Consider the following 23,079-nt stretch of genomic DNA (forward strand, 5'->3'; position numbering starts at 1 on the left):
GACGATCTTCTCCCGCGCAGCACGGATTCCGTCGATAAAGGGCGCGCCGGAGTGGCATCTACTGGCCCCTCAAAAATCCCAATCCTCATCCTCGGTCGCGACCGCTTTGCCGATGACATAGGACGAGCCCGAGCCGGAGAAAAAGTCGTGGTTTTCATCCGCATTGGGCGAGAGCGCGGCCATGATCGCCGGGTTCACCTTGCAGAGCTCATCGGGGAAAAGCGCTTCGAACCCCAGGTTTTGCAGCGCTTTGTTCGCGTTGTAATGCAGGAACGCTTTCACGTCTTCGGTGAGGCCCAGCGGATCGTAAAGCGTCTCGGTATATTTGCTCTCGATCTCGTAAAGCTCGTAGATCAGCGAGAAGGCGAAGGTTTTGAGGTCGTCCTGCTCGGCGGCAGGCAGGCGCTCGAAGGCGCGCTGGAATTTGTAGCCGATATAATACCCATGCACCGCCTCGTCGCGAATGATGAGGCGGATGAGGTCGGCGGTGTTGGTGAGCCGTGCCCGGCTCGACCAGTGCATCGGTAGGTAGAAGCCGGAATAGAAAAGGAAACTCTCCAGAAACACGCTGGCGATCTTCTTTTTCAGCGGATTGCCCGCCGTGTCATATTCATCGAGGATCAGGCGCGACTTTTGCTGCAATTGCGCGTTTTCCTCCGACCAGCGGAAGGCCTCATCCACCTCGGCGGTCGAGCAGAGGGTCGAGAAAATCGAGGAATAGCTGCGCGCGTGGACCGCTTCCATGAATGCGATATTGGTCAGCACCGCCTCCTCATGGGGCGTGACCGCGTCGGGCATGAGCGCCGGCGCGCCGACCGTGTTCTGGATCGTGTCGAGCAAGGTCAGGCCGGTGAACACCCGGATCGTCAGGCGCTGCTCTTCCTCGGTCAGTTGCGACCAGCTTTGGATGTCATTGGAGAGCGGCACCTTCTCCGGCAGCCAGAAATTCACCGTCAGCCGGTTCCAGATTTCCAGATCCTTGTCGTCCTGCAACCGGTTCCAGTTGACCGCGCGCGGGACCGGGCGCTGTGTGTCGATAACGTCTTTCATGGGAGCCCTCACAACGTGCAGGAAACGCAGCCCTGCACCTCGGTCCCCTCAAGGGCCATCTGACGCAGGCGGATGTAATAGATTGTTTTGATGCCCTTTTTCCACGCATAGATCTGGGCGCGGTTGATGTCCCGCGTGGTCGCTGTGTCCTTGAAAAACAGCGTCAGCGAGAGGCCCTGATCGACATGCTGGGTCGCGGCGGCATAGGTGTCGATGATCGCCTCGGGGCCGATCTCGTACGCGTCGCGGTAGTACTCCAGATTGTCGTTGGTCATATAGGCCGCCGGGTAGTAAACGCGGCCGATCTTGCCTTCCTTGCGGATCTCGATCTTCGAGGTGATCGGGTGGATCGAGCTGGTCGAATTGTTGATATAGCTGATCGAGCCGGTCGGCGGGACGGCCTGAAGGTTGCGGTTGTAGAGCCCGTCTTTCATCACCGCCTCTTTCAGCGCGCCCCACTCTTCGCGGGTCGGCACGGGGATGTTGAAGCGGGCGAAGAGGTCGCGGACCGTGTCTGTCTCCGGGAGCCAGTCCTTCTCGATATATTTGTCGAAGAACGCGCCATCGGCGTAGCGGGATTTTTCGAAGCCCTTGAAGCTGCGGCCCCGCTCCTTGGCCAGCGCGTTCGAGGCGCGCAGGCAGTGATACAGCACCGTGGCGAAATAGATATTCGTGAAATCCACGCCCTCGCGGGAGCCGTAATGGATGCGCTCGCGGGCCAGGAACCCATGCAAATTCATCTGGCCGAGGCCGATCGCATGGCTCTCATCATTGCCGCGCCGAATGGAGGGCACTGAGTCGATCGCCGACATTTCCGACACCGCGTTGAGCGCCCGGATCGCGGTCTCCACCGTCTGACCCAGATCGCCGCCATCCATGGATTTGGCGATGTTGAGCGAGCCGAGATTGCAGGAAATATCTGTGCCCATGGTGGCGTAGCTCAGATCGTCATTGAAGCTCGACGCCTCGTTGACCTGCAATATCTCAGAACAGAGGTTGGACATGTTGATCCGCCCCTCAACGGGGTTCGCCCGGTTCACCGTGTCCTCAAACATGATGTAGGGATAGCCGCTCTCGAACTGGATTTCCGCGATGGTCTGGAAGAACTGCCGCGCATTGATCTTCTTTTTGCGGATCTTCGGGTTGTCCACCATCTCGTGATATTTTTCGGTCACGGAGATTTCCGAGAAAGCGACGCCGTAGACCTTCTCCACATCATGCGGGGAGAAGAGATACATATCCTCGTTTTTCTTCGCCAGATCGAAGGTGATGTCCGGGATCACCACGCCTAGGCTGAGGGTCTTGATACGGATTTTCTCGTCGGCATTCTCGCGCTTGGTGTCGAGGAAGCGCAGGATGTCGGGGTGGTGGGCGCTCAGATAAACCGCCCCCGCCCCTTGCCGCGCGCCAAGCTGGTTGGCGTAGGAGAAGCTGTCCTCCAGGAGTTTCATCACCGGGATAATGCCCGAGGATTGCCCCTCGATGCCTTTGATCGGCGCGCCATGTTCGCGGATGTTGGAGAGGAGCAGCGCCACGCCCCCGCCCCGTTTGGAGAGTTGCAGAGCCGAGTTTATCCCGCGCCCGATGCTCTCCATATTGTCCTCCAGCCGCAGCAGGAAACAGGAGATCAGCTCGCCGCGCTGCGCCTTGCCCGCGTTGAGAAAGGTCGGCGTTGCGGGCTGGAACCGGCCCGCCAGCATCTCGCGCATAAGCTGCATCGCCAGCGTCTCGTCGCCGCGCGCGAGCGTGAGGGCAACCATCACCACACGGTCCTCGAACCGCTCGATATAGCGATGCCCGTCGCGGGTCTTCAGCGTGTAGCTGGTGTAATATTTGAACGCGCCCAAGAACGTCGGGAAGCGGAATTTCACCTTGTAGGCCGCGTCCCAGATCTGCGCGATGAACGCCTCGCTATACTGCTTGAGGACCGGCTCCTCGTAATAGCCCTCCTCCACCAGATAACGCAGCTTTTCCTCCAGCGAATGGAAGAACACGGTGTTCTGGTTCACATGCTGAAGGAAATATTGCCGCGCGGCCATCTTATCCGCATCGAAGCGAATATTGCCGGCCTCGTCATAGAGGTTCAGCATGGCGTTGAGCGCGTGATAATCCATGCCCTGCCATTCTGTCGGTACACCCTTGGCGGGCGCGGCATCATTCAGATCGCGGTCGAGAACTCTCTGTTCCAAAATCTGTCCAGTCCTTCACTGACGCGGGCGATATCCGTCTGTGTTCCAGCCAGCTCGAAGCGGTAGAGAACGGGGACGCCGCATTTGCGCGCCACCACATCCGCCGCCAAAGCGAACATTGCCCCAAAATTGCGATTGCCCGCGCCGATGACGCCGCGGAGATGGTGGCGGGTGTCCGGGTCATTCAAAAACCGGATCACCTGTTTATGGACCGCGCCGCGCCCTGCCCCGTCCGAATAGCTCGGCGTGATGAGGATAAAGGGCGCGCGCGGTTGTGGCATGGGCGCGTCTGGCGCGATCGGGATGCGGCTTGCCGGAAGGCCGAGCCGGTCCACGAAGCGCGCCGTGTTTCCCGAACGGGACGAGAAATAGACGAGCCCGGACATTTTACGACGCGAGTGCGGAGATTTTGTCGGGACGGAAGCCCGCCCAGTGATCGTCGCCCGCCATCACCACCGGCGCCTGCCGATAGCCAAGCGCCGTCACCCGCTCCATCGCATCCGCATCTTCGGTCAGATCGACCACATCAAAGGCCACGCCCTTGGCGGTCAGCGCGCGGGTCGTCGCGGTGCACTGCACGCAGGCAGGCTTGGAATACACGGTGATGGTCATGGCCACTCCTTTTCACTCTCACTTCTGGGCGGTCCGGGGCAGACACGAATCGGCGCAGTCACGCTGCGGGGATACGCCATCTCTTGGACCCTCCGTCCGGTTTTCAACACGCCCTGGCAGGTCTCCTGACTCGCGCCTCAACGCCCTGGCCCCCCTTCCCGATGCTTGCGCATCAGTGGCTTATCGGGCCTCGGCTCATCGCTCACAGTTGCGGGGGCAGCGCCGGATTCCCACCGGCTTCCCATTTTCACCCACGCTCCGCGCGGGCACCAAGACCACATCATTTAGACGCTCTTTACCGAATGCTGTCAATATATGGTAGCGCAACCCGTCCGGAATTTCGTTCCCAATTTCGGGCGATCCGGCCCGCAGCGTTTCGCCGTTGAAATGATCCTCGCGCAGACTAGCTTAACAAGATGACAATTTTGCTCGTTGCCCATGGCCAGCCTTCGGCCCCGGATGAGGGGGAAACCCGCCTCGAAACACTCCGCGCCGCCGTCGCCGCCGAAGCGCCGGAGCTGGAGCTGCGCGGCGCGACCCTCGCGGCGGAAGGCGTCTTTGAAGCGCGGCTTGAAGGCGTCACGCATATCTATCCCTGCTTCATGGCCGATGGCTATTTCACCAAGCGCGTTCTGCCCAAACGGCGCGATGCGGCAGGCTCCGATGCAGAGATCCTGCCGCCCCTCGGGATGCGCCCCGATGTGCTGGCCTATGCCGCCCGCTTTGCCAAGGACGGCGCGATTGCCGCGGGCCTGAAGGAACGCGAAACGCATCTTCTGCTCGCCGCCCATGGCTCCGGCTCCGGCGATGCGGCCCGCAAAGCAGCGGAGGACGCGATGGCACAGATCCGCACCCACACGCATTTTGCGGAGATGTCGCTCGGCTTTATCGAGGAAGAGCCGTTTCTCGACGCCGCCGCCCGGGCAACGGCGGGCCGCCCGCGCCTCTGCCTGCCGCTCTTTGCGTTTGAAGGCGGGCATATGCTGGAAGATGTGCCGGAACTGCTCGAACAGGGCGGCTTCAACGGCCCGGTCCTGCCCGCCATCGGCCTCGCCCCGCAAATCCCCGCCCTGATCGCCGCGCAGCTTAGAGAAGCAGTTTCAGCGCCAGCGCCAGCGAGGTGACGACCAGCAGCGGGCGAATGATCCGCCCGCCAACCCGCATCGCGAGCCGCGCCCCCACCTGCGCCCCGATCCACTGCGCCGCGCCCATGGCGAGCCCCGTGATCCACCACGGCGTGCCGAAGATCACGAAAATCACCAGCGCCCCGAAATTCGACGCGAAATTCAAAAGCTTGGTATGCGCCGTCGCGCGCAAAATCCCGTAGCCGCCAAGCGCGACAAAGGCGAGCATGAAGAACGACCCGGTCCCCGGCCCCAAAATCCCATCGTAAAAGCCAATCACCGGCGGGATCAGCGCGGTAAAGAGCCATGGCGGAAACCGCGGCTCCGCCTCCACTGCGCCAATGCTGGGTTTGAGCCCGAAATAGAGCGCCACGGCAATGAGCAGCACGGGCAGCACCTTCATCAAAAGATCCGGCGAGAGCGTGAGCGCCAGCCCCGCCCCGATGGCCGCGCCGAACGCCGCGAGCAGCGCGTCATAACGCTGCGCCCATAAATCCACATGCCCGCCGCGCGCGTAAGCATAGGCCGCGCCGCCCGAGCCAAACACCGCTTGCAGTTTGTTGGTCGCGAGCGCGGTCGCCGGCGGCGCGCCCGCGATGAGCAGCACCGGCACGGTGATCAGCCCGCCCCCACCCGCAATGGCGTCAATCACCCCCGCCGCAAACGCGGCCGCGATGAGCAAGGCAAAAATTTCCGGTGCGACTTCAAGCATATCGCAGCGTTAGACGATCTCGCGCGGCGGGGGAAGGGGCATGGGTGGGATTGGGGGGCGCGGAGAGGGCGGGTGAAGAAGGGGTTTAGATTTGAGGGGAATGTGGCTTATGAATAGATATATTTTAAATATCAAAGCGGTGCTTGGTGATGCTTTCGACTCTTCCAGAGAATATTTCCATAGAGATAGGAGCTGCGCTGACCCTCGGCGTGATGATGACCCTGTTTTGCATCATCCTTCCACTGCTGATCCTCTATCCGCGAAAACAATTGGCAGAGTTAAAGGGTATTTTAGGCGCAGAAAATATGCATCCTTGGCTGTTCTATGGCGTCGCGATCATTTGGGCGGGTGTCGCTCTGTTCCTGCTTTGCGGCCTCATGCTGACAATCGGTCGGGTGGTCTTCAGCGCATTCCCGATTACTGACGAAAACCTCGTAAAAGCCCGTTTCGGTCTACTTTCAGTGGCCGCGATAACGGCAACTTTGGCGGCAGTAATCGCACTACCTTTCTCGCTTCTGCGAGCTCGAGATATGCACCGTCAGACGACAGCGCAGGAGGAGGACCTGCTAACGACAAGGATCAACGAGGCCGTCACCGCGCTGGGGAGCCAAAAGGAATATAGCTATGTGCGCAGAGCGAAAGTTTACACCGAAACCCGGCCTAATCTTGAGGTGCGCATCGGAGCGATTCTCGCGCTTGAGCGACTTGCTCAGAAGAATCTCGACGTTCACATTCAAATCATGGAGATACTCTGCGCATATGTCCGCGAAAATGCGCCCGCAAGCGAAGCGCGTGCGCTAAACGCGTTTGAAGCGAGAAATGACACCTCCAACCATCAGTCTCGATCAAAAAACTACCGCAATATGCTTCGAGATTGGATTGGAACGCTTCCGCCAACGCGTGCAGATATTCACGGCGCGCTAAAAGTGATTGGTCGCCGCACGCAGGAGCAACAGACAATAGAAGCAAACTTCCATAGGGAAAATCTAGATATTGACTGGCCTTTCGCTGAGGAATTTCCCGAACCGGGGGATATTAGATCTTCACAGCAAGAAGATAACTACAGTGAAAAAATTAAGCCCTACCTTGATCGCTTCGGAGCGTATACTGGCTATCGTATCGACCTCCGTGAAACCAATCTTCAGGCAGCTCAACTCGAAAAGTTTGATCTACGTGGTTGCGATTTTAGGGGGGCGTGCATGCAAGGGGCTCTCCTACGGAACACTCAGTTGCAAGGGGCCCTTCTTCAAAATGCGCAGTTGCAAGGGGCTGTAGCCAGGCAGGCCTCTCTAAAAGGTGCAGCACTGCAACAAACTTGTTTGCAAGGCACGATACTTTGGGAAGCGCAGATGCAGGGGGCGGACCTTCAAGGCGCTCAAATGCAGCTAGCGGATACATGGAATACGCAGATGCAGGGGGCGAAGTTAAAGGGGCGTATCACCTGATATCTTTGCGCGTGACCGATGAATAGTCAGGCAAAATTTTTACTGTAGCTGAGTACAGAATGACCAGCGACAATATATGTGCTCATCCTTTTGATACCTTAATTAAAAAGATGAGTACGTCAAAATCCTTGTCGCGCATTTAGCAAGCGACTAGCAAAACTGAGGAACCGAGGTCCAAACAGAATCTAACCAAAATCTCAGGAAATCTGGTAGCGGAGGAGGGATTTATTGATTTGATCCATAAGTTATTAATTATAAATCATTTTATCTCATGTCAAGTGTACCCATGTGTACCACCTATTAGCTCTGCGTAAACAGCGATCGTGCAACGCACACTTGCGCTCACGAGCAACTGTGTCTTGTTAATCCAGTTTTCCAGATCACAAGAAAAGGCAGGAGGGGCCGAGGCCTCAATTATCATAGCGCCTCCCGCCTTTGCGGCAATTTGCGCGGCGTTAGGCATAAAATTCGGAGGCCCAAAGGTGAGAGCGGCTCTATGGGGCGGTTAGCCGAACTTCACTGCGCGTGCGATCGCGCTCTTGCCAAGACATGGAAGCGGACATTCTGCGGGGATCACGCCGCCGGACCCGGCGTGACCTACATAGCGGGCGGAAAGCTGACTTGCGGCGCTGCGGCACGTCTGCCGCAGCAACCTGAACAAGCTGACATTCGAGGTCGACACACGTCGGGCTTCTGGGACCCGCAGATCGGGCCAAATAGCGTCCGGTCGTGGCAGCGATTTCCGGCTTTTCACTCAGGCGTTGAAAGAGGATCGAGGAAGGTCAGCGGATTTTTCGATCCGATGACATATTCGGGCCAAGCATTGGCAAGTGCGTTTATAGCTTCGATATCTCCGGCGCGATCGAGGCAAAGCGAGTCGATCGCGGCGCCATAAAGATACTGGACCAGCTCGATCACTGCTGTTGCCCCGAGCACTGCTGGGCCTGTCAGGACGCACCGAAGCCCCTTCGCTGTCTAGGCGCAGATAACCCAGCCCCTGATGACTAGAATGCGTCCTTTCGAGAAAACGCCACAGGTCGAACGATCGCCAGTTCTGCGCAAAGACATGCAGATCATAGAGACCGCCGACCCTGCCGGCCTCGAACGGGTTAACGATCCACGGACGACGCTGAGCGCGAACGGTCAAGCCAACCGGCAGCGATTTGTCGGGTGCGCCGATGAGCGCCCATTTTCTGGCCTCAACTTCAACCCAAGGGAGCGGATCAAGCGGGAGGAACTGATTTGTAACCGGGTCGCTACATTGGGCAGGATCGGCGCACTATCGTTATAGCTGGTGCAGAAGCGCCAGAAGCCCTTGTCCACTTCTCGCAGGAACTGCGTCAGGCGAGACAGATCGTTTGCATGGCCGACCTGGAAATGGGCGGCCCGGTGTCGGATCTGGCAAATCTCGTGCAGCTTTGCTTCCAGAGGGCCTTGGGCGGAAAATAGCTAGCGAAGCAGTTCCAGTGTTTATCGATCCGCATGAGCAGCTTAGACAGCTGTGCATAGCTCAGCGCATTCATCTCGGGCCTTGGCATATGTGTCAGCGATTTATCCGCCTGGAACGAGCAGGAGTTTGCGTTTAGGTCTCGCGCCCCGTCGTCGCCGAGCAGGGCGCGAGCTCGAAATAAACCATGGTACGCAGCCAAGTCTCAAGTTGCCAAAGGCGCGTATAGCTATTCACCATTTGGACTGGCACATCGTTGAGTGCCTCGTAACCTTTATCGTGCATTCTTCTGATCTCCTCAGACATACGCTCCTGCTTGCTCACGTTTTCGTATTCCAAACTTCCGGCGGACGTCGCGCAATGCCTCCGGCAATGCTTTCCGAACGGTGGGCTAAGGCAGGCAGCAGGCTTTCGCACTTGGTCATCGCTCAGAGCTAAGTCACGAGTTCGTCCGCAGCTGCGTGTTTCGAGATTATGTCCTGAATTTCCGCCGGGTTGAACGCGACATCCCATGCCCAGTGGCCGAAGCCGCCCGCCGCGTTGACCGCCTTCACCCACTCGTTCAACGCGTCCCGCTTGGCCTTGTTCTGGGGGCTGTCGCTGCCCTTGATCTCAAGCGCCAGAATGGTGCCGCAGGCAAGGCGAACGAGGAAATCTGGAACATAACGGCGTCGTGAACCGGCCCACATGTAATAGATCTGGAAGCCGAGATGATCGTTCTTGGCATGGGCGATGACGTCTTCGCGCTTCTCGAAGATGTTGGCGGCATGTCCCTCCCAGGATGAATCCCCGACGAGATGGCTGATATGCGACTTGGTGGTCGGAAAGCAGGGCTTGGTGGTGTACCAGGTCCGCATCTGGCCGGTGGCGCCGATCGGGTTTTCCTCGTCGAACACCGGCGTCAGGCGCTCCGTGTTCTGCTCGGTCACATTGCTCAGCACATGCTGAACGACAAGGTCGATGTTGAGCGCGATCAGAATCCGCCGCCGAAGTGGGTCGGAGTGGAACAGCGACGGGATGTCGAGGCGGTCGGAGCTGAGGAACGCCTCGACGATCCTGACCAGCTGCGCCGCGAGATACTCGTGGCTACCCGAAAAACCGTGGCTGAGTTCGGCGAAGGCCTTCCGTGCTGCCTGAAAGACGAGACGTTGCAGACGGAAGCCGTCCGGCAGCTTCTCGAGGTCGATGGCTGTCACCTTGCCCATATCCGTCGCGCCGCCGAGCGCAGGAGCCAATTCCGCGCTGATTGGCGTGCTGGCGGGATCGAGCGCGAGCGGCGTTACCTTGCCCCAGTCCATGGCCAGCTGCGGTCTCACGACCGTTTCAACCCGCAGCACGTTCGGCCAGCGAAGTTCCAGATGAGCCCGCTCGGGCACGACTTCGATCTGGGTGGTCGGCTTCGGAGGCGGCGGAGCCTCCCCGCCTTCGCCTGTTTCCGAAATGGAAAGCGGCACACCGAAGACATTGACGTATTCGGGCAGGAACAGACCATTCTCGTCCGTGTCATAGGACACCCGACGCAATCCGCGCCCGACGACCTGTTCGCAGAGCAGCTGGGAGGTGAACGCCCGGAGACCCATGATATGCGTGACGTTTTTGGCGTCCCATCCCTCCGACAGCATCGCAACCGATATGACGTTCTGTAGATCCTGTCCGGCCGCTCCCCGCTTCCCGACGTTGTCCACGATCTCACGCAGCAGTTCTTCTTTCTTCAGCGAGCGGAATTGCTGGCGGCGGGTCTCGGGGATGGTCGCAGCGTCGATGATTGCCTTCAGCCGTGCCTCGTAATCCTTGTCGGAGGTCGAGGTCTCGCCGATCTCTGCCTTCTCCAGCACCTTGGAGTCGACACGGAGCGTTCGGGTCGGTGCGTGCAATTCGGGCCAATGCGCATCGCCCTTGTTGAAATAGGTCTCGATGCGGGCTGCGGTTTCAGTGCGATTGCAGACCGTCAGCATGACCGGCGGCGAATGATGCCCGGCCTCCTGCCATTGCGCCCGGGTTTCCCGCCAGTCGGCGCCGAGCAGCGTATAGGCGTCTTGGACCAGCTTCGGCAGCGCCTCATGCGGTTCGGCCTTGCGGTTCAGGTCTTCGGAAACAGTCGGGTCGCGGTAGATGTGGTAGAGCTTCGAACGCAGCGTCTTGGCGTCCGGAACCGCATCGTCGCGGACAACGACGCGCGGCGTCTTCACTAGCCCCGCCTCGATCGCGTCGTTCAGGCCGAAATCCGAGATGATCCAGTCGAACAGCGCCGTATCGGTGCTCTTCTTGCCAGTCGGCGCGAAAGGCGTGGCTGACAGGTCGAAACAGCGCTGGATGCGCCGGGTCTTGTGGATGCGGTCCAGGCCTTCGATCCAGCGCGTCGCCTCGTCAAGGTCGATGCCATGCTCCTCGGCATGCTTCTTGCTGATCTTCACCTCGGGCGGCTTGCGATAGGCGTGATGCGCCTCGTCGTTGATGACGATGATGTTCTTGTGCGCCGCCAGCTTGCCCAGCACCCGCCGCGTGAAGGCCTCGTCGGACTCGCGCCCTTTCTTTATCACGGATCGCTTCGCTTCCTTCAGCGGCATCAGCGTGTGCCAGTTCTCGATCAGCACCTCGGCCTGGTTCAGCTTCTGGCGGAGCGCCTCGGACGGGCAAAGGTTGAACTCGTCGTAATAGCTGCCCTCGCTGGGCAGCAGCACCTGCAGCCGTTCCTTCACGGTCAGGCCAGGGGCCACGATGAACACGGCCCGGCTGAAATCCTTGTTTCGCTTCGGATAGGTCAGCGCGTTCAGCACCTGCCAGGTGATGATCATCGCCATCACCGTGGTCTTGCCTGCGCCCGTCGCCATCTTGTTGCAAAGACGCTCCCACACCCCGCCATCGCCGGGGATCGCGATGCCCTGCTTGTAGGCCTCGGCCCCCTCGACCCACCAGATCAGCGTCTCGATGGCCTCGAGCTGGCAGAAGTAGAACGGATGCTGCCGCGCCTCGCGGTCGTGCCAGTGCTCCAACAGCTTGCGGGTGACGATGGTCACGCCGGGCCAGCCGTCTTCGCGCCACTGATCCACTCGGGTGCGGATCGTGTTCACCAGATCCAGCACCTCGGTGCGCTTGGTGTTGTTGCGCGCGTCAAAGACCTCGTAGCTCGCCGGCCGCCGTTCAGACTTGATCTCCAGCTTGCCGCCCTTGGCCTCGACCCAATGCTGGCCTGGGCAGACGAAGGGCGAATTGATGATGAGGGACATGGGCTTATCCCTCCAGCGACATGATCTTGAGCGACTCGATCCCGCGGTCGTCCACGATCTTGACCGCGATCCGGCGGTTCTCGCCCGCCTCAAAGGGCAGCGAGACGGTGCCGTGGAACTGTTCCAACAGATCCTCGTCCAGCTCCGCGCGGACGGTCTTGCGCAGGCGGTTCCAGCCGTCCTTCGCATCCGCCATCGGGAAGAACACCTGGTGCGGCATCAGCGAGCGGTTGTCGTAATCCACGTCCAGCGACCACATCGCGATCTGCTTCTTGCCACCTGAGACAAGGTCGCCCGCCTTCGGGTCGAAATAGTCGAAGCCGTTCACCTCGACCTCCCAAAGCCCGTCCTTGCGCTTGCGCAGCTCCACGTCCGGCTGGCCCATCAGCCAGAAGGACTGGTTCGAGGTGCGCTTCTTTTTCAGATCCTCGGTCAAGAGGTCGGTGTTCATCTGCGCCTTGAGCAACGTCACGCCCGGCCAGTTCACCTCGTCGATGTCCTTCGCGGCCTCCGGGTCGAAGGTGAAGGCGCAGAACAGGATGAATTTCGGCGACGGGCGCAGGGTCTCGGCCTCGGTCAGGGCCAGTTCCACCTGCCGCTGCTCCAGCGCCGCGTGCTCTGGGCCGAAGCTGACGACAACGCGCTCGCCCGTCTCGGCTAGCGATCCGCTGGCATGGATGTGCTTCAGCCCCGGCAGCGTCTCGAATTCGGCAAAGCGCAGCACGGCGCCGCCCTTGCCGCGCACGCCGGTCTTCAAGAGTTCGTCGCGCCACAGCGCCTGGCGAGAGGTCTCGCCGGAGCGGGCGACGGTCTCGTCGGCCTCTTGCGGGGGCATGCTGTCGTCCAGCGACAGGACGGTCGGCGCCGGAACCGCCTCGACCGAGAAGGGCCCGCAGATGCGCAGCTTGGATTTGTCGACGCGCGGCTTGTCGTAGAGCGTCTCCTGTTCTGCATGGTCGGCGATAGACTGGTCCATCCGGCGCTGCATCGCCTGCCGGGCGGCGTGGAAGGCGTCGAACGACGCGCGGGCGGCCTCGGGCCAGTCGTCCGGCCAGTCGAGGGGAACCTCCCATTCGTGCAGCGTGTCGCCCTTGGCGAAATCCACCGGCTTGCCCTTGCGCACGCCCTGGGTGGGCTTGAGCGGTTTCGGCGGATTGGCGGCCAGCGCGGCATTCAGATCGGCCAGCGCCGCCGTGATCTTTGGGTGATCCTCGTCGTAAATCGTGTCGATGTCGGGGTTGTTGGCGATGCTTTTCAGCGTGATGTGCGGGACGGTTTCATAGTCGAAGCCGCCGCCCAGCCCCTCATGCGGATAGCGGAGCGCGTAGTAGTCGAAACCGGCGGTCATCAGCCGCTGCTTGGCCAGCGTGATCGCCACGCGGGACGTGTCGCAGGTGATCCAGCGCCGCCCCCATTTCTCGGCAACGAAGGCGGTGGTGCCGGAGCCGCAGGTGGGATCGAGCACCAGATCGCCGGGATCGGTGGTCATCTGGAGGCAGCGTTCGATGACTCGTTCGAGAGTTTCGACGACATATTCTTTCTTCCGGCCAAATCCGCTGATTGCCGTATCATTCCAAACGTTGTCCAACTCCTTGACTGGGTAATCCTCAAAGTAGCGCCGGTAGCGCAAAGTGTTGCCGATCAGGAGCATCCGGTTGGATTTCGACAAACGATCCATACCGGGTCCTTTAGTGCCCGGCTTCCAATGGTTGTTTCCTGGGCACTCGAATTGAATGCCCCGCCACGAAAACTTGCGTTCCTCAGGATCAGAGGGGGCGCCCTGGGAGTAAAGCGTGTCGTGGGACAGTACGCGATGCGAAACGCTCAAGGTCTCTAAATCGCTGCTCTCATCGGTGGTCATTGAGCGAACAGGCTCAGTTCCATTGCGGGCTTCAACAAGGGTATACTGGCTCTTTCCGTCGAAACCAATGGGCTTGGGTTCGCGTGGCTGCTTGAATTTTTCGCGAACCTTCTTTTTGTCCCTCCCATACCAAAGCAAGAAATCCACAGACCCTGACAATAGGGCGGCAGACTGTCCGCCAGTGGTTCTGTAGGAAATGAGCCCGCAAAAGTTCGCCTTGCCGAAAATCTCATCAAGAATGTCTCGTACAAGGTGCAAATTCTCATCCGAAATCTGCACGAACACCGACCCGCTCTCGGTTAGCAATTCCCGCGCCAGCATCAGCCGGTCGCGCAGATAGGTGAGGTAGGAGTGGATGCCGAGTTCCCAAGTGTCCCGGAACGCCTTGATCATCTCGGGTTCCTGGGTCAAGTCGGCGTCTGACCGGTCCTTCACGTCGCGCTTGTTGGTGAAGGGCTGGAAGTTCGACCCGTATTTGATGCCGTAGGGCGGGTCGATGTAGATCATCTGGACCTTGCCGCCCATGCTCTCCTTGGTCAGCAGCGAGTTCATCACCAGCAGGCTGTCGCCCGCCACCAGCCGGTTCGACCAGCCTTTTTCGTGGTGATAGAAATCCAGCGCCTGGCGCAGCGGCAGGTTCTCGAACGGCGCCGCGAACAGGTCCGGCTGCCGCCACTGAGTTGCGGCGTCTTTGCCATTCAGCCGCTTCGCAGCATTGGCGAGGATCGTCGCCGGGTCCACCCGTTCATGGACATGCAGCGAGACGGTATCGACCTCGACGGTCGTCCGCTCGGCCTTGCCCGTCCAGTTCAGATAGGGCGCCTGCAGTCGCTTCAGCTCTTGCAGCGCATCCTTCATCTGCTCCGCATCGCCCGAGGCCAGCGCATCGTCGATCAGCCGTTCGATCCCCGCCCGCGCGGAGTCGAAATTCAGCACCGGGTCCAGATGCGGGTCATAGGCCCAGAGCGTCTTGTCGCCATCCGGATCGGTGCCGGCATGGACCATGCCCACCTCGGGGTTGTTCACCCGCGTCTCGCCGTGGCGGTAGGACAGCACCTGCACCGGCCCGTCCGGTCTGCGCGCGGCGCGTCGCTTGCCCGAGGCCGCGCGCTGCCGCGACACCGGTTCACTGGTCGGGGTCAGTTCGAACCCATCCGCATCTTCGCCGTCCTCATCCTCGTCCCAGGCTTCCTGATCGCCGCCCTGGTCGTCGATCACCCGCATGATCGACCCGCCACGCCCACGGCCGCGGGCCAGCTGTCCGTCATCGACAAGCGCATCACGAGCGGCAATATAGTCATCGTCGGAAAGGCCCGGCACATGCTCGCGCAAACGCGCCATCATCGCGCCATTGCCAATCGAGGAGCCGTCTTCGGGGGTGAAGGAAAGGATGAGATTGGTCAGACTGTCGGACATGCGGGGCGACTACTCACGAAAAGGGCTTGTTTTATATTGCATATCGCGCCGGTTGTTCTTTTGCACGCAGGAATCGACCTTCCATGGAACCGACCGGAGGTCAGAGATTGCGGCGCACATGCGAATGGCCGGTTCGGGGAAGCTGCACTGCGGCACGCCGCCGTCTGCAAGTAACCGGTAAGGGCCGGAGACGTCTTGATCGCAAAGGGCGCAGAGGCGACCCAGATTTCCGCGCCGACAGCAACCAGAGTAGACGCCGGTGATGTTGCGCCGCTACCTCCACTTGATAGGATGGCCTAGAGCATCGGAGCACCGAAGTATGGATGTTGAAAGCCCAATACCGCGCGCAGATCTTCTGGCGATGATCTCTGACCAGATTCCGGAGGTCTATCCGGATTACGGCATCAAGAGAACCGAAGCTCTCGCAGCACGGGTGTTGGAGGATCTTTATATCTTGGCGAGATGCGCGGTCAGCAAGTGCCGTGTGACTTACACCGATGCGATCAACCTTCGGGGTTATGGAAATAGGCAAAACGGCAGATGGTTGGATGACGTCTACAGCTTTGCAATTTCTCCTTTGGGATTCCCAGATCTCACCATGTTGGTGGTGAACGCAGCCACCGGGCAGCCCAGTGAGGACGCTTTTGAGGCACGCCGAAGCAAGCTCAATGAGATCCAGATCTCAGAAGTCCCCCGTGAGCAGAACCGGTGCATTTGGTTCGATGCCTATGAGGCAGTGCTCGGACCGCTGGAGCCTATTCCAACGGAATATCACTACGCACGATCGGTCATGCCAGAGCCGCCACTGGAGGCCGAGATACGTCGGGCAGTCTCAAACGCGATCCACCGTGTAAATGGGTTCGGCAAGATGACAGTAAAGGTCGGCAAGGAGTACGTCGGCTCTGGGAACTACTCGGAGCTTTGTCTTCTGACGAGCCAACTTCTTAAAAAGCAGAAAGGTCGCTGCGCTTTGACCGGCCAGCCTTTCGAAAAGCGCTCGGCCGCGGAGCGGGGCGTCCAGGATGATCGAATGTCTCTCGACCGGCTCGACAACTCCCTCGGCTACTACGATGGAAACGTACACCTCGTGACGCAGTTCGCAAACCGCGCACGCGGGCAAATGTCCATCCAGGAAGCCCGGCGCCGACTCATTCAATATGCAGATCCTTGATCGCTCACTAGTCTGAACTGAAGTGGTCCCAGGAATCCGGACAGTCGGCTAAGGTGTATCCCAAACCTTTGAAGGGATACGCGAATGGCGAAGCGGCGGAACTTTACAGACCAGTTTAAAGCCAAGGTGGCGTTGGAAGCGCTGCGTGGCTACAAGACCGTGCAGGAGATCGCGGCGAAGCATCAGCTGCACCCTAACCAGGTCAGCACGTGGAAGCGGCAGGCCATCGAGGGCATGGCGGACGTATTCTCGGGCGGCAAGCAAAGCGGCCCGACCGAAGCCGAAGTCAAGGAGCTTCACGCCAAGATCGGGAGGCTGGCGGTGGAGAACGATTTTTTGTCGGAAGGGCTCAAGAGGTGAGCCCGGCAAAGAAACGGTCGATGGTCCAGCGCGACCATCCCGAACTGAGCATCAGCCGGCAATGCAAGCTGGTGAACCTGAGCCGGTCGGCGTTCTACTACACGCCGGTCGGTGTTGATGTCGAGACGCTGGCGATGATGAAAGAGATTGACCGCGTGTTCACAAAGTATCCGTTCTTCGGGTCACGCCAGATCGCGGCCTATCTGCGCCGGGAAGGCACCGTCGTGGGCCGCCATCGCGTGCGCCGACTGATGGCGAAGATGGGGCTGGAGGCAATCTACAAGCGCCCCAGAACCAGCCAGCGGCATCCGCAGCACCCGGTTTATCCGTATCTGCTGAGGAAAATGCAGATCGACCGACCCAACCAGGTCTGGCGTGCGGATATCACCTTCGTGCCGGTCAAGAACGGCTTTCTGTATCTGCTTGCCATCATGTATTGGGCCATGCGCAAGGTGCTCAGCTGGCGGCTGTCGAACACGATGCATGCCGACTTCTGTGTCGAGGCTCTGAACGAGGCCATCGCGAAACACGGCCCACCGGAGATCATGAATACAGATCAAGGGTCGCAGTTCACGGGTTCAGCCTGGATCGCGACGTTGACCGAGGCAGGCGTGCGCATCTCGATGGATGGGCGCGGCCGTTACCTCGACAACATCTTCATCGAGCGCCTCTGGCGAAGCCTGAAACAAGAGGCCATCTACCTTGAGGAAATCACCGACGGCTTCCAGGCGCGGCGCGTCGTTAAGGACTGGATGGCCTTCTACAACACCAAGCGGCCCCATTCCGGGCTTGATCGGCGGACGCCAGACGACGCATATTGGGCAGGCTTGGAAGAGCAAAAAGCAGCATGAAACCTAAACCCGATACACCTTAGAAACGCTGCAAACCTGTCCGAAAGGTTAGGACCACTTCACTCCTTTCACGACAGCATACGCGAGTGCGCCGCTGAGACGAGACGAAACGCTTCGCAACGCGCGGCGAATAGGCCCTTGGCGACTCACGCGCGTTCGCCCATTGTTCTCACATGGGCGGACACTATACATTTTTTCAATGCGAGTGCGGCCACGAAGATTGTCGTCCCACGCGGGAATGGCATCCGGGCTATATCGGCAGTTGGTGCGGCCACTTTTCTGAGGACGCGCTGGCGCGTCTCGTCTGCAGCCAATGTGGTCGTCGTGGTCGCCCGGAAACCGCCATCACCGCCTGGACACACCGTCCTAGAAATATTGAGGTCGATCTCATGTGCAATCTCTATTCGCAAACCAAAGCGCAGGACGCGATGCGCCAGCTCTTTAAAGGGCTTGTTGATCGCACCGGCAATCTGCCCGCATTGGACAAGATATATCCCGATCAACTGGCTCCGATCATACGTGGTTCCGACGTGCCGGTTATGCAGATGGCCCGATGGGGCCTCCCCACGCCGCCTTACTATTTGCAGGGAAAGAACTACGACAAAGGCGTGACCAATATCCGTAATCCTAAGTCGTCTCACTGGGCGAAATGGCTCGCGCCAGAACATCGGTGCCTGGTTCCGTTCACCTCTTTCGCCGAGCCGAAACGTGGCGGCAATCAATGGTTCGCTCTGCCAGACGAGAAGCCCGCATTCTTCGCAGGTCTTTTCGTTCCTGACTGGACCAGCGTCCGAAAAGTGAGAGATGGTCTCTCGACCGATGATCTGTTCGCCTTCTTCACAACCGCGGCCAACGATGAGGTCGGCAAGATCCACCCAAAGGCCATGCCGGTCATCCTGACCGAGCCGGATGAATGGAGCGCTTGGATGGCAGCGCCATGGGATGAAGCGAAGGCCCTTCAGCGTCCACTTCCAGATGGTAGTTTGGAGCTGATATCGGGCTGATTTGGCCGTCCCGGAAAGGACGGGATCGGCACCATGAAGTTGCGACGTCCGTAGCCGACCAGCCCCTCCACGGCCCCTTTGTCATTGCCCTTGCCGGGACGGCCATAGCGGTCCCGGATCACGTAATGCGACAACATCGCGCTGAACCGCTAAGTTCTTTGCCGGGAGCCATCCGGCAGAAGCCGGGCCACCAGACAGCGGTCATTGTCATAAAGAACCGACTGGGGAACCGCGCCGAAGAACGCAAAGGCATGGACATAGCCGTCAAGCCACGCCTCGGTATTGGCCGCAGGATAGGCCCGGATGTAGCATGCGTCGCTGTGCGGCAGATCGAGGGCAAAGAAGTGTGCCTTCTGCTCGACGCCGCCGATCACGACAAGCGCTTCACCAAAATCGGCCTGTGCATGACCGGGCGGATGGCTCAGCGGCACGAACATCTCCTTGCCGGTCCGCTTCCGGTCTCGAACGTAATCCTTGACGATGGTGTAGCTGCCATCAAAACCGCACTCGTCCCGCAACCGCTCGAAAATACGCTTGGCGGTGTGACGCTGCTTGCGAGAGCGGCTCCTGTCTTCAGCAAGCCATTGGTCCATCTGGCTGTTGAACGCATCCAGCTTCGGGCGCCTGATCGGCGCTGTCCGCCGATATCCCGGCGGTTCCGAATAGGCCAACATCTTCGCAACACTGTCCCGGCTGATCCCAAAATCCCGGGCAATCTGACGCCCGCTCAATCCATCCTGGAAATGAGCGTGACGCACCTTCAAATACAAGTCCACAGTGTATATCCCCAAGCCCTCCCGAAATCCGAAAGGGCAAAAGTGGACGACTTTTACGCCGCCCGCGACAACACTATGCCGTCGCTACCGTGGCCTAGTATTGCTCCGACGTTCACAGCCGCTCGCGGCAGCTCTGGACGCGTTACCTCGCGATCGCCAAATTGACGGGCCATCCCGGCACCGTCGAGGGGGCCGAGCGCAAGGATCGGATCGCGCTCTTCCTGGAGTTTCGGCAAGCCTGTGGCCGGTGATATCTGCTGGCCGCAGATGACACACGCTACATCATGATTGGGCGGTTAGGGCGGGGAGCGGTCGTTCGCTGCGGACGGCATCAACGACCGCTTTGCATGCTTAGGCAAAATGCTTTACATAGCCACTATAGCTTCCGGCTGCGGTGCTGAATTAGAGCTACGGAGTCTTCGTGAACACATCTTCATCGGAAACAGTATCCTCGGATCTACCCAATGCGCTTGCCGAACTGCGCGCCTTGATCCAGAGTCGCAAGCTCACGAAGGAGCAGTTCGAAACATCGGAATTCAAAGCTCTTTGGAAAAGCGTCGGATCCTATCTTCACGACGATAACCCCTCTGTAGTTTGGACAACATTCGCAATGCTTGGACGCATGGCTGCAATATCAAAACCAGCCGAGCGTCTCGTAGAGCCGTTGCTGGGCGAGAGGCTAGACGCAGCTCTCCCTGAATTTGTTCGCCTGCCGGATGGTGAGGATCGTTATTACCTTGCAAGAAGCCTTCAGGGCAGCAAACGAAGCGAAATCATCGCCATTTCTTATCGGGAACTTGCCGAGGAAGAAACGGCCGAGACGGCGCGCCGCGTTTGGGCCAGTATCGCCGGTTCTGGAGGCGCCTCTTTGACAGCGTTCTTGCAGCGTTTGAACAACGAGATTGAGACAGTCGCTAGAGAGAACGATCTGAGACCGGATGCTCTCTGTCGGCGAATACGCCGCATCGTTGCTTCGATCGACGACTTCGTTGCAACGGTCGACGTCGATGCGGGGGATGAAATCGGCAAGCAGCTAAAAGTTCTTTTCGTTGGCCATTTGCCGAAGTCAGGCCCCGACGATCGCATTCTGCGAGAGGAGGCGTGCCAAGATTTTCTTTCTGCCATCCAGAAGATCGTGAGGCTTAACCTCAGCGCGCGCACGGACCCAGAAAGCTACAAGATCATCGACGCAATTCGTGGATGGTGGCGACCCGCGTCTCCGTCTCAGGACTTTGAGGGCGCAGTGCGAAGTATTGCGCGCCTTGGAGTCGAGACGCTTCTCATGTTTGCGAAGCAAGGTGTGATAAACAAGCCTCTTAGGGACGCACTGGTCACTTCGATCAGCGCGCGATCGATCAACAACATGGCCAAAGAGTCTGCCGCGCGTACGCCGAGCCTCGACCAGTCCATCGCATATTGGTTCGTGAACGGCGAAGAGCCGAAGGAGGAACGCTCGGTTCGCGGCGTTGAGGCGCTTTCGGAAGCAAAACTGGACGAGTATGTCGGCCGACTTTTGATAGCGCTGGATCTCCCTGAGCTTCAGGCAACCGCGGTCGAGCAGGCTCTGAACGATGTGAAGGACATCATGGCTGCAGAGGGTGACCTCTTGGAGGGGGCGCTGAAGCGAGGTGCGCTTGCGTCTCAATGGGCGCGTGCAGTCGCCCGTACGCGCCGCATCGCCCTCAGTCCTCAGCGCTCAGAGCTGGTGAGATATGATCCAGCCGCACACGTTGGAGAGGACGATCTAAGAATTGGGAGTGAGGTTCGCGTCCTGACACCGGGTGTCGTCAAAGAAGGTCGAGGCGGTGTCAGTGTGATATTGGTTAAGGCAGAAGTTGAGAACGGCAATGGATAAAGTAACTGCGAGAATTGTACTTGAGAGTCTTCTCGAACGGTTCGATAAGTCCTCCGACGTTTTTCTCACATCCTTCGAAGCAGAGTCCTTGCGCGCTATCCTCGATCTGGAGCCTACCGCTGTCGTCGATGCTCCAGCGGTACCAACTGTTGAACCGGCTTTCGAAATTCCCGTTATCACATGTCCAACACCGGAAGATATCGATGAGGATCACCTCATGTGTCTGGACTTCGGAACGTCATTTTCTAAGGCATTCGCGTGTTCAGTCGACGACACTGACGACGTGCCTGAGCTATTCCCATTGGCTTTTGGAACGAACGCCTTTGGCGATCCGGAACTCTTGCTGCCATCGGAGCTCTTCGTTGACGGTGGCGAGCTTTACTTGGGGGGTGCAGCGAGGGCCCACTTTAACGCCGTCGAGGCGACACAAGATCGGCTGATCGACAGTCCAAAGCAGTTCATTACGCTCACCAAAGACGTGACGGATCTACACAGGCGCAAGCTAGAGAAGGCCCAGGATCCGTCGGGCACCCTGACGCAACGCGACGCGCTGGTGTTGTATCTTGCTCACTTGAACCTTCGCGCTGAGCAGGCGCTGCGCGGGCAGCGCCCCAGCATTGACCTGAAACGCAGATATGCACACCCCGCTTGGACGCCGGATCATTTCAAGGACAATAGTGAGGCAATGCGTCGGATCATCGCCGAGGCGATCGCAATTGGAAGATGCTGTGGCGACGACCTTTCCAGCAATCTTTCGCTAGAGAAAGCGTGCAAGATTGTCCAATTGGCACGCAAGGCCAAGGATGACGAACTGCCATTTGGGTTGATTGCCGACCCCGTCCTCGAGGCCACAGCCGCGGGCGCTGGTGCTCTCATAGGCACTCCCGCGCAGCGTAGGGTGCCGTACGTAATTCTGGATATCGGCGCCGGCACGACGGATGTCGCCGGATGCATTTGCGTGAACAACCCCAGCAACGATCGCGTCACGGTGGCCGAAGTTACGACAGCAGCGCGTGCAATAAATCAAGCTGGTAACATCATAGATAACGCCCTGCTAAAGAAGATCATGGACAAAAGCGGCCTCGCCGATGGCACAGCTGAGTATAGGCGCGTTCAAGCTGCTCTGAAGCGCACCATCCGCGGGGACAAAGAAGTGCTCTTTATGGATGGTGCTCTCAGTATTAGCTTGGTGACGGGGGACGTAGTCGACATCGAACTGGACGACTTTCTTGAACATCCGATCATCAAAGGGCTTTTCAAGAAGATCACGGACCTCGCAATTGATGCGGCGTTCTGTGTTGCTGGCGACCAAAATACCGTGAACGTGACAGCCACGGGCGGGGGAGCTGGCCTTCCAGTTGTCAAGGCGCTGGACGGGGTTTCGATTGAACGGGACGGAAGGCGGGTTCAACTGTCATTGGCCGAACCCATGCCGTATGAGTTGAGGGAAACCTATCCGCAACTGGTCGATCCGTATCCTCAGGTTGCAGTCGCCGTTGGTGGTGCCTTGCCTAACCTGCCTGCGCAGGTGAAAAGCATCAAGGAAGGCATCTCGGTTCCCGGAAAACGATATCTCGCCCCAATGTACAAGTCCTGAGGCTGGCATTGCATACAAAACACGGGTCACTTCTGTTTTTTGCCCCTCTTTTCCGGGCGTTTAGTTCTAGGTGGCTCGTTGTACTAATTTGCGGCAAAAGTGATGAATAGCTGCAAAGGGCCAAGAACGGTCATGCCCCGCGCCAAGCTCGAATGGCAGCTAAAGGGCCGTCTGTTAAGACGGCCCTAAGCCTTCAGATTTCTACCGCCTCGGCGATGGTCAGCGCATCTTCGAGTTCAACACCGAGATAGCGCACCGTGCTATCCATTTTCGTATGGCCCAACAAAAGCTGAACCGCGCGTAGGTTGCCGGTCTTGCGGTATATCTGCGCGACCTTGGTGCGCCGCATAGAGTGGGTGCCATAGGCGCTCGGCTCTAGGCC

15 protein-coding genes, 2 pseudogenes and 1 riboswitch are annotated in these 23,079 nt (G+C 59.1%); of the genes and pseudogenes, 7 read left to right on the plus strand and 10 right to left on the minus strand.

The genetic code is table 11. The annotated features are described in order from the left end of the window. Nucleotides 1–69: 69 nt before the first annotated feature. Genes nrdF through nrdH form a run of 4 tightly spaced genes read right to left on the minus strand, consistent with a single transcriptional unit; the run spans nt 70 to nt 3,851 of the window. The gene (gene nrdF, locus ACMA5I_RS10815; RefSeq protein ID WP_525886278.1) at nt 70–1,050 is read right to left on the minus strand and encodes a class 1b ribonucleoside-diphosphate reductase subunit beta; all 981 of its coding nucleotides are present in this window, start codon (nt 1,048–1,050) and stop codon (nt 70–72) included. Between the two features lie 8 nt (nt 1,051–1,058). After that, complete coding sequence (gene nrdE / locus ACMA5I_RS10820) at nt 1,059–3,164, minus strand: class 1b ribonucleoside-diphosphate reductase subunit alpha (protein WP_525886299.1); 2,106 nt, start codon at nt 3,162–3,164, stop codon at nt 1,059–1,061. 44 nt (nt 3,165–3,208) lie between these two features. After that, entirely contained in the window at nt 3,209–3,625 is a 417-nt protein-coding gene (gene nrdI, locus ACMA5I_RS10825) for a class Ib ribonucleoside-diphosphate reductase assembly flavoprotein NrdI (protein WP_525886279.1), read from the minus strand. Between the two features lies 1 nt (nt 3,626). Then, nucleotides 3,627–3,851, minus strand: a complete 225-nt coding sequence (nrdH, locus tag ACMA5I_RS10830; RefSeq protein WP_525886280.1) for a glutaredoxin-like protein NrdH — start codon at nt 3,849–3,851, stop codon at nt 3,627–3,629. Between the two features lie 98 nt (nt 3,852–3,949). Further along, nucleotides 3,950–4,140, minus strand: a riboswitch (cobalamin riboswitch). Between the two features lie 127 nt (nt 4,141–4,267). On the opposite strand from nrdH, the gene ACMA5I_RS10835 reads away from it, so the two are divergent. Beyond that, nucleotides 4,268–4,975: a sirohydrochlorin chelatase gene (locus ACMA5I_RS10835; RefSeq protein WP_525886281.1), complete on the plus strand. Its 708-nt coding sequence runs from the start codon at nt 4,268–4,270 to the stop codon at nt 4,973–4,975. Here ACMA5I_RS10835 and ACMA5I_RS10840 read toward each other — a convergent pair. After that, nucleotides 4,938–5,687: a sulfite exporter TauE/SafE family protein gene (locus tag ACMA5I_RS10840; protein ID WP_525886282.1), complete on the minus strand. Its 750-nt coding sequence runs from the start codon at nt 5,685–5,687 to the stop codon at nt 4,938–4,940. The two genes, ACMA5I_RS10835 and ACMA5I_RS10840, sit on opposite strands and share 38 nt — an antisense overlap. 149 nt (nt 5,688–5,836) lie before the next feature. Between ACMA5I_RS10840 and ACMA5I_RS10845 the strand changes: the two genes are divergently transcribed. Beyond that, on the plus strand, nt 5,837–7,132 hold the full coding sequence (locus ACMA5I_RS10845) for a pentapeptide repeat-containing protein (protein WP_525886283.1): 1,296 nt from the start codon (nt 5,837–5,839) through the stop codon (nt 7,130–7,132). Between the two features lie 750 nt (nt 7,133–7,882). On the opposite strand, the gene ACMA5I_RS10850 is transcribed toward ACMA5I_RS10845, so the two are convergent. From ACMA5I_RS10850 to ACMA5I_RS10860, 3 genes are all read right to left on the minus strand, one after another. Further along, on the minus strand, nt 7,883–8,050 hold the full coding sequence (locus ACMA5I_RS10850) for a hypothetical protein (RefSeq protein ID WP_525886284.1): 168 nt from the start codon (nt 8,048–8,050) through the stop codon (nt 7,883–7,885). A 963-nt stretch (nt 8,051–9,013) separates the two neighbouring features. Continuing rightward, on the minus strand, nt 9,014–11,806 hold the full coding sequence (locus ACMA5I_RS10855) for a BPTD_3080 family restriction endonuclease (RefSeq protein WP_525886285.1): 2,793 nt from the start codon (nt 11,804–11,806) through the stop codon (nt 9,014–9,016). Nucleotides 11,807–11,810: 4 nt separating this feature from the next. Further along, on the minus strand, nt 11,811–15,083 hold the full coding sequence (locus ACMA5I_RS10860; RefSeq protein ID WP_525886286.1) for a site-specific DNA-methyltransferase: 3,273 nt from the start codon (nt 15,081–15,083) through the stop codon (nt 11,811–11,813). Nucleotides 15,084–15,402: 319 nt separating this feature from the next. Here ACMA5I_RS10860 and ACMA5I_RS10865 point away from each other — a divergent pair, with 319 nt between their 5' ends. From ACMA5I_RS10865 to ACMA5I_RS10875, 3 genes are all read left to right on the plus strand, one after another. Then, entirely contained in the window at nt 15,403–16,254 is an 852-nt protein-coding gene (locus tag ACMA5I_RS10865) for a hypothetical protein (RefSeq protein WP_525886287.1), read from the plus strand. An 84-nt stretch (nt 16,255–16,338) separates the two neighbouring features. Next, nucleotides 16,339–17,465, plus strand: a protein-coding gene (locus ACMA5I_RS10870; protein WP_525886288.1) for an IS3 family transposase whose coding sequence is annotated in 2 segments (ribosomal slippage) — nt 16,339–16,609 and nt 16,609–17,465 — 1,128 coding nt in all. Because the reading frame shifts where the segments join, the coding sequence is not laid out codon by codon here. A gap of 173 nt (nt 17,466–17,638) precedes the next feature. Then, nucleotides 17,639–18,469, plus strand: a complete 831-nt coding sequence (locus ACMA5I_RS10875) for an SOS response-associated peptidase (protein ID WP_525886289.1) — start codon at nt 17,639–17,641, stop codon at nt 18,467–18,469. Between the two features lie 11 nt (nt 18,470–18,480). On the opposite strand, the pseudogene istA reads toward ACMA5I_RS10875, so the two are convergent. Next, a pseudogene (istA, locus tag ACMA5I_RS10880) lies at nt 18,481–19,245 on the minus strand (IS21 family transposase); the annotation flags it as partial. 421 nt (nt 19,246–19,666) lie between these two features. Here istA and ACMA5I_RS10885 point away from each other — a divergent pair. Both ACMA5I_RS10885 and ACMA5I_RS10890 read left to right on the plus strand, forming a co-directional pair. Beyond that, the gene (locus ACMA5I_RS10885) at nt 19,667–21,100 is read left to right on the plus strand and encodes a hypothetical protein (protein WP_525886290.1); all 1,434 of its coding nucleotides are present in this window, start codon (nt 19,667–19,669) and stop codon (nt 21,098–21,100) included. Then, nucleotides 21,093–22,697: a hypothetical protein gene (locus tag ACMA5I_RS10890; RefSeq protein WP_525886291.1), complete on the plus strand. Its 1,605-nt coding sequence runs from the start codon at nt 21,093–21,095 to the stop codon at nt 22,695–22,697. The genes ACMA5I_RS10885 and ACMA5I_RS10890 overlap by 8 nt, the downstream gene beginning before the upstream one ends. Before the next feature lie 193 nt (nt 22,698–22,890). On the opposite strand, the pseudogene ACMA5I_RS10895 reads toward ACMA5I_RS10890, so the two are convergent. Continuing rightward, nucleotides 22,891–23,079 (minus strand): annotated as a pseudogene (locus ACMA5I_RS10895) (integrase); the annotation flags it as partial.

The organism is Jujubicoccus corallicola (genome assembly GCF_047345645.1).
Taxonomy (GTDB): Bacteria; Pseudomonadota; Alphaproteobacteria; order Rhodobacterales; family Rhodobacteraceae; genus JBLEFH01.

Excerpts from the sequence above, each read along its gene's own strand:
- nrdF (WP_525886278.1), bottom strand. The coding sequence starts at position 1,050 with ATGAAAGACGTTATCGACACACAGCGCCCGGTCCCGCGCGCGGTCAAC.
- nrdE (WP_525886299.1), bottom strand. The coding sequence starts at position 3,164 with ATGGATTATCACGCGCTCAACGCCATGCTGAACCTCTATGACGAGGCC.
- nrdI (WP_525886279.1), bottom strand. The coding sequence starts at position 3,625 with ATGTCCGGGCTCGTCTATTTCTCGTCCCGTTCGGGAAACACGGCGCGC.
- nrdH (WP_525886280.1), bottom strand. The coding sequence starts at position 3,851 with ATGACCATCACCGTGTATTCCAAGCCTGCCTGCGTGCAGTGCACCGCG.
- ACMA5I_RS10835 (WP_525886281.1), top strand. The coding sequence starts at position 4,268 with ATGACAATTTTGCTCGTTGCCCATGGCCAGCCTTCGGCCCCGGATGAG.
- ACMA5I_RS10840 (WP_525886282.1), bottom strand. The coding sequence starts at position 5,687 with ATGCTTGAAGTCGCACCGGAAATTTTTGCCTTGCTCATCGCGGCCGCG.
- ACMA5I_RS10845 (WP_525886283.1), top strand. The coding sequence starts at position 5,837 with ATGCTTTCGACTCTTCCAGAGAATATTTCCATAGAGATAGGAGCTGCG.
- ACMA5I_RS10855 (WP_525886285.1), bottom strand. The coding sequence starts at position 11,806 with ATGTCCCTCATCATCAATTCGCCCTTCGTCTGCCCAGGCCAGCATTGG.
- ACMA5I_RS10860 (WP_525886286.1), bottom strand. The coding sequence starts at position 15,083 with ATGTCCGACAGTCTGACCAATCTCATCCTTTCCTTCACCCCCGAAGAC.
- ACMA5I_RS10865 (WP_525886287.1), top strand. The coding sequence starts at position 15,403 with ATGGATGTTGAAAGCCCAATACCGCGCGCAGATCTTCTGGCGATGATC.
- ACMA5I_RS10875 (WP_525886289.1), top strand. The coding sequence starts at position 17,639 with ATGGGCGGACACTATACATTTTTTCAATGCGAGTGCGGCCACGAAGAT.
- ACMA5I_RS10890 (WP_525886291.1), top strand. The coding sequence starts at position 21,093 with ATGGATAAAGTAACTGCGAGAATTGTACTTGAGAGTCTTCTCGAACGG.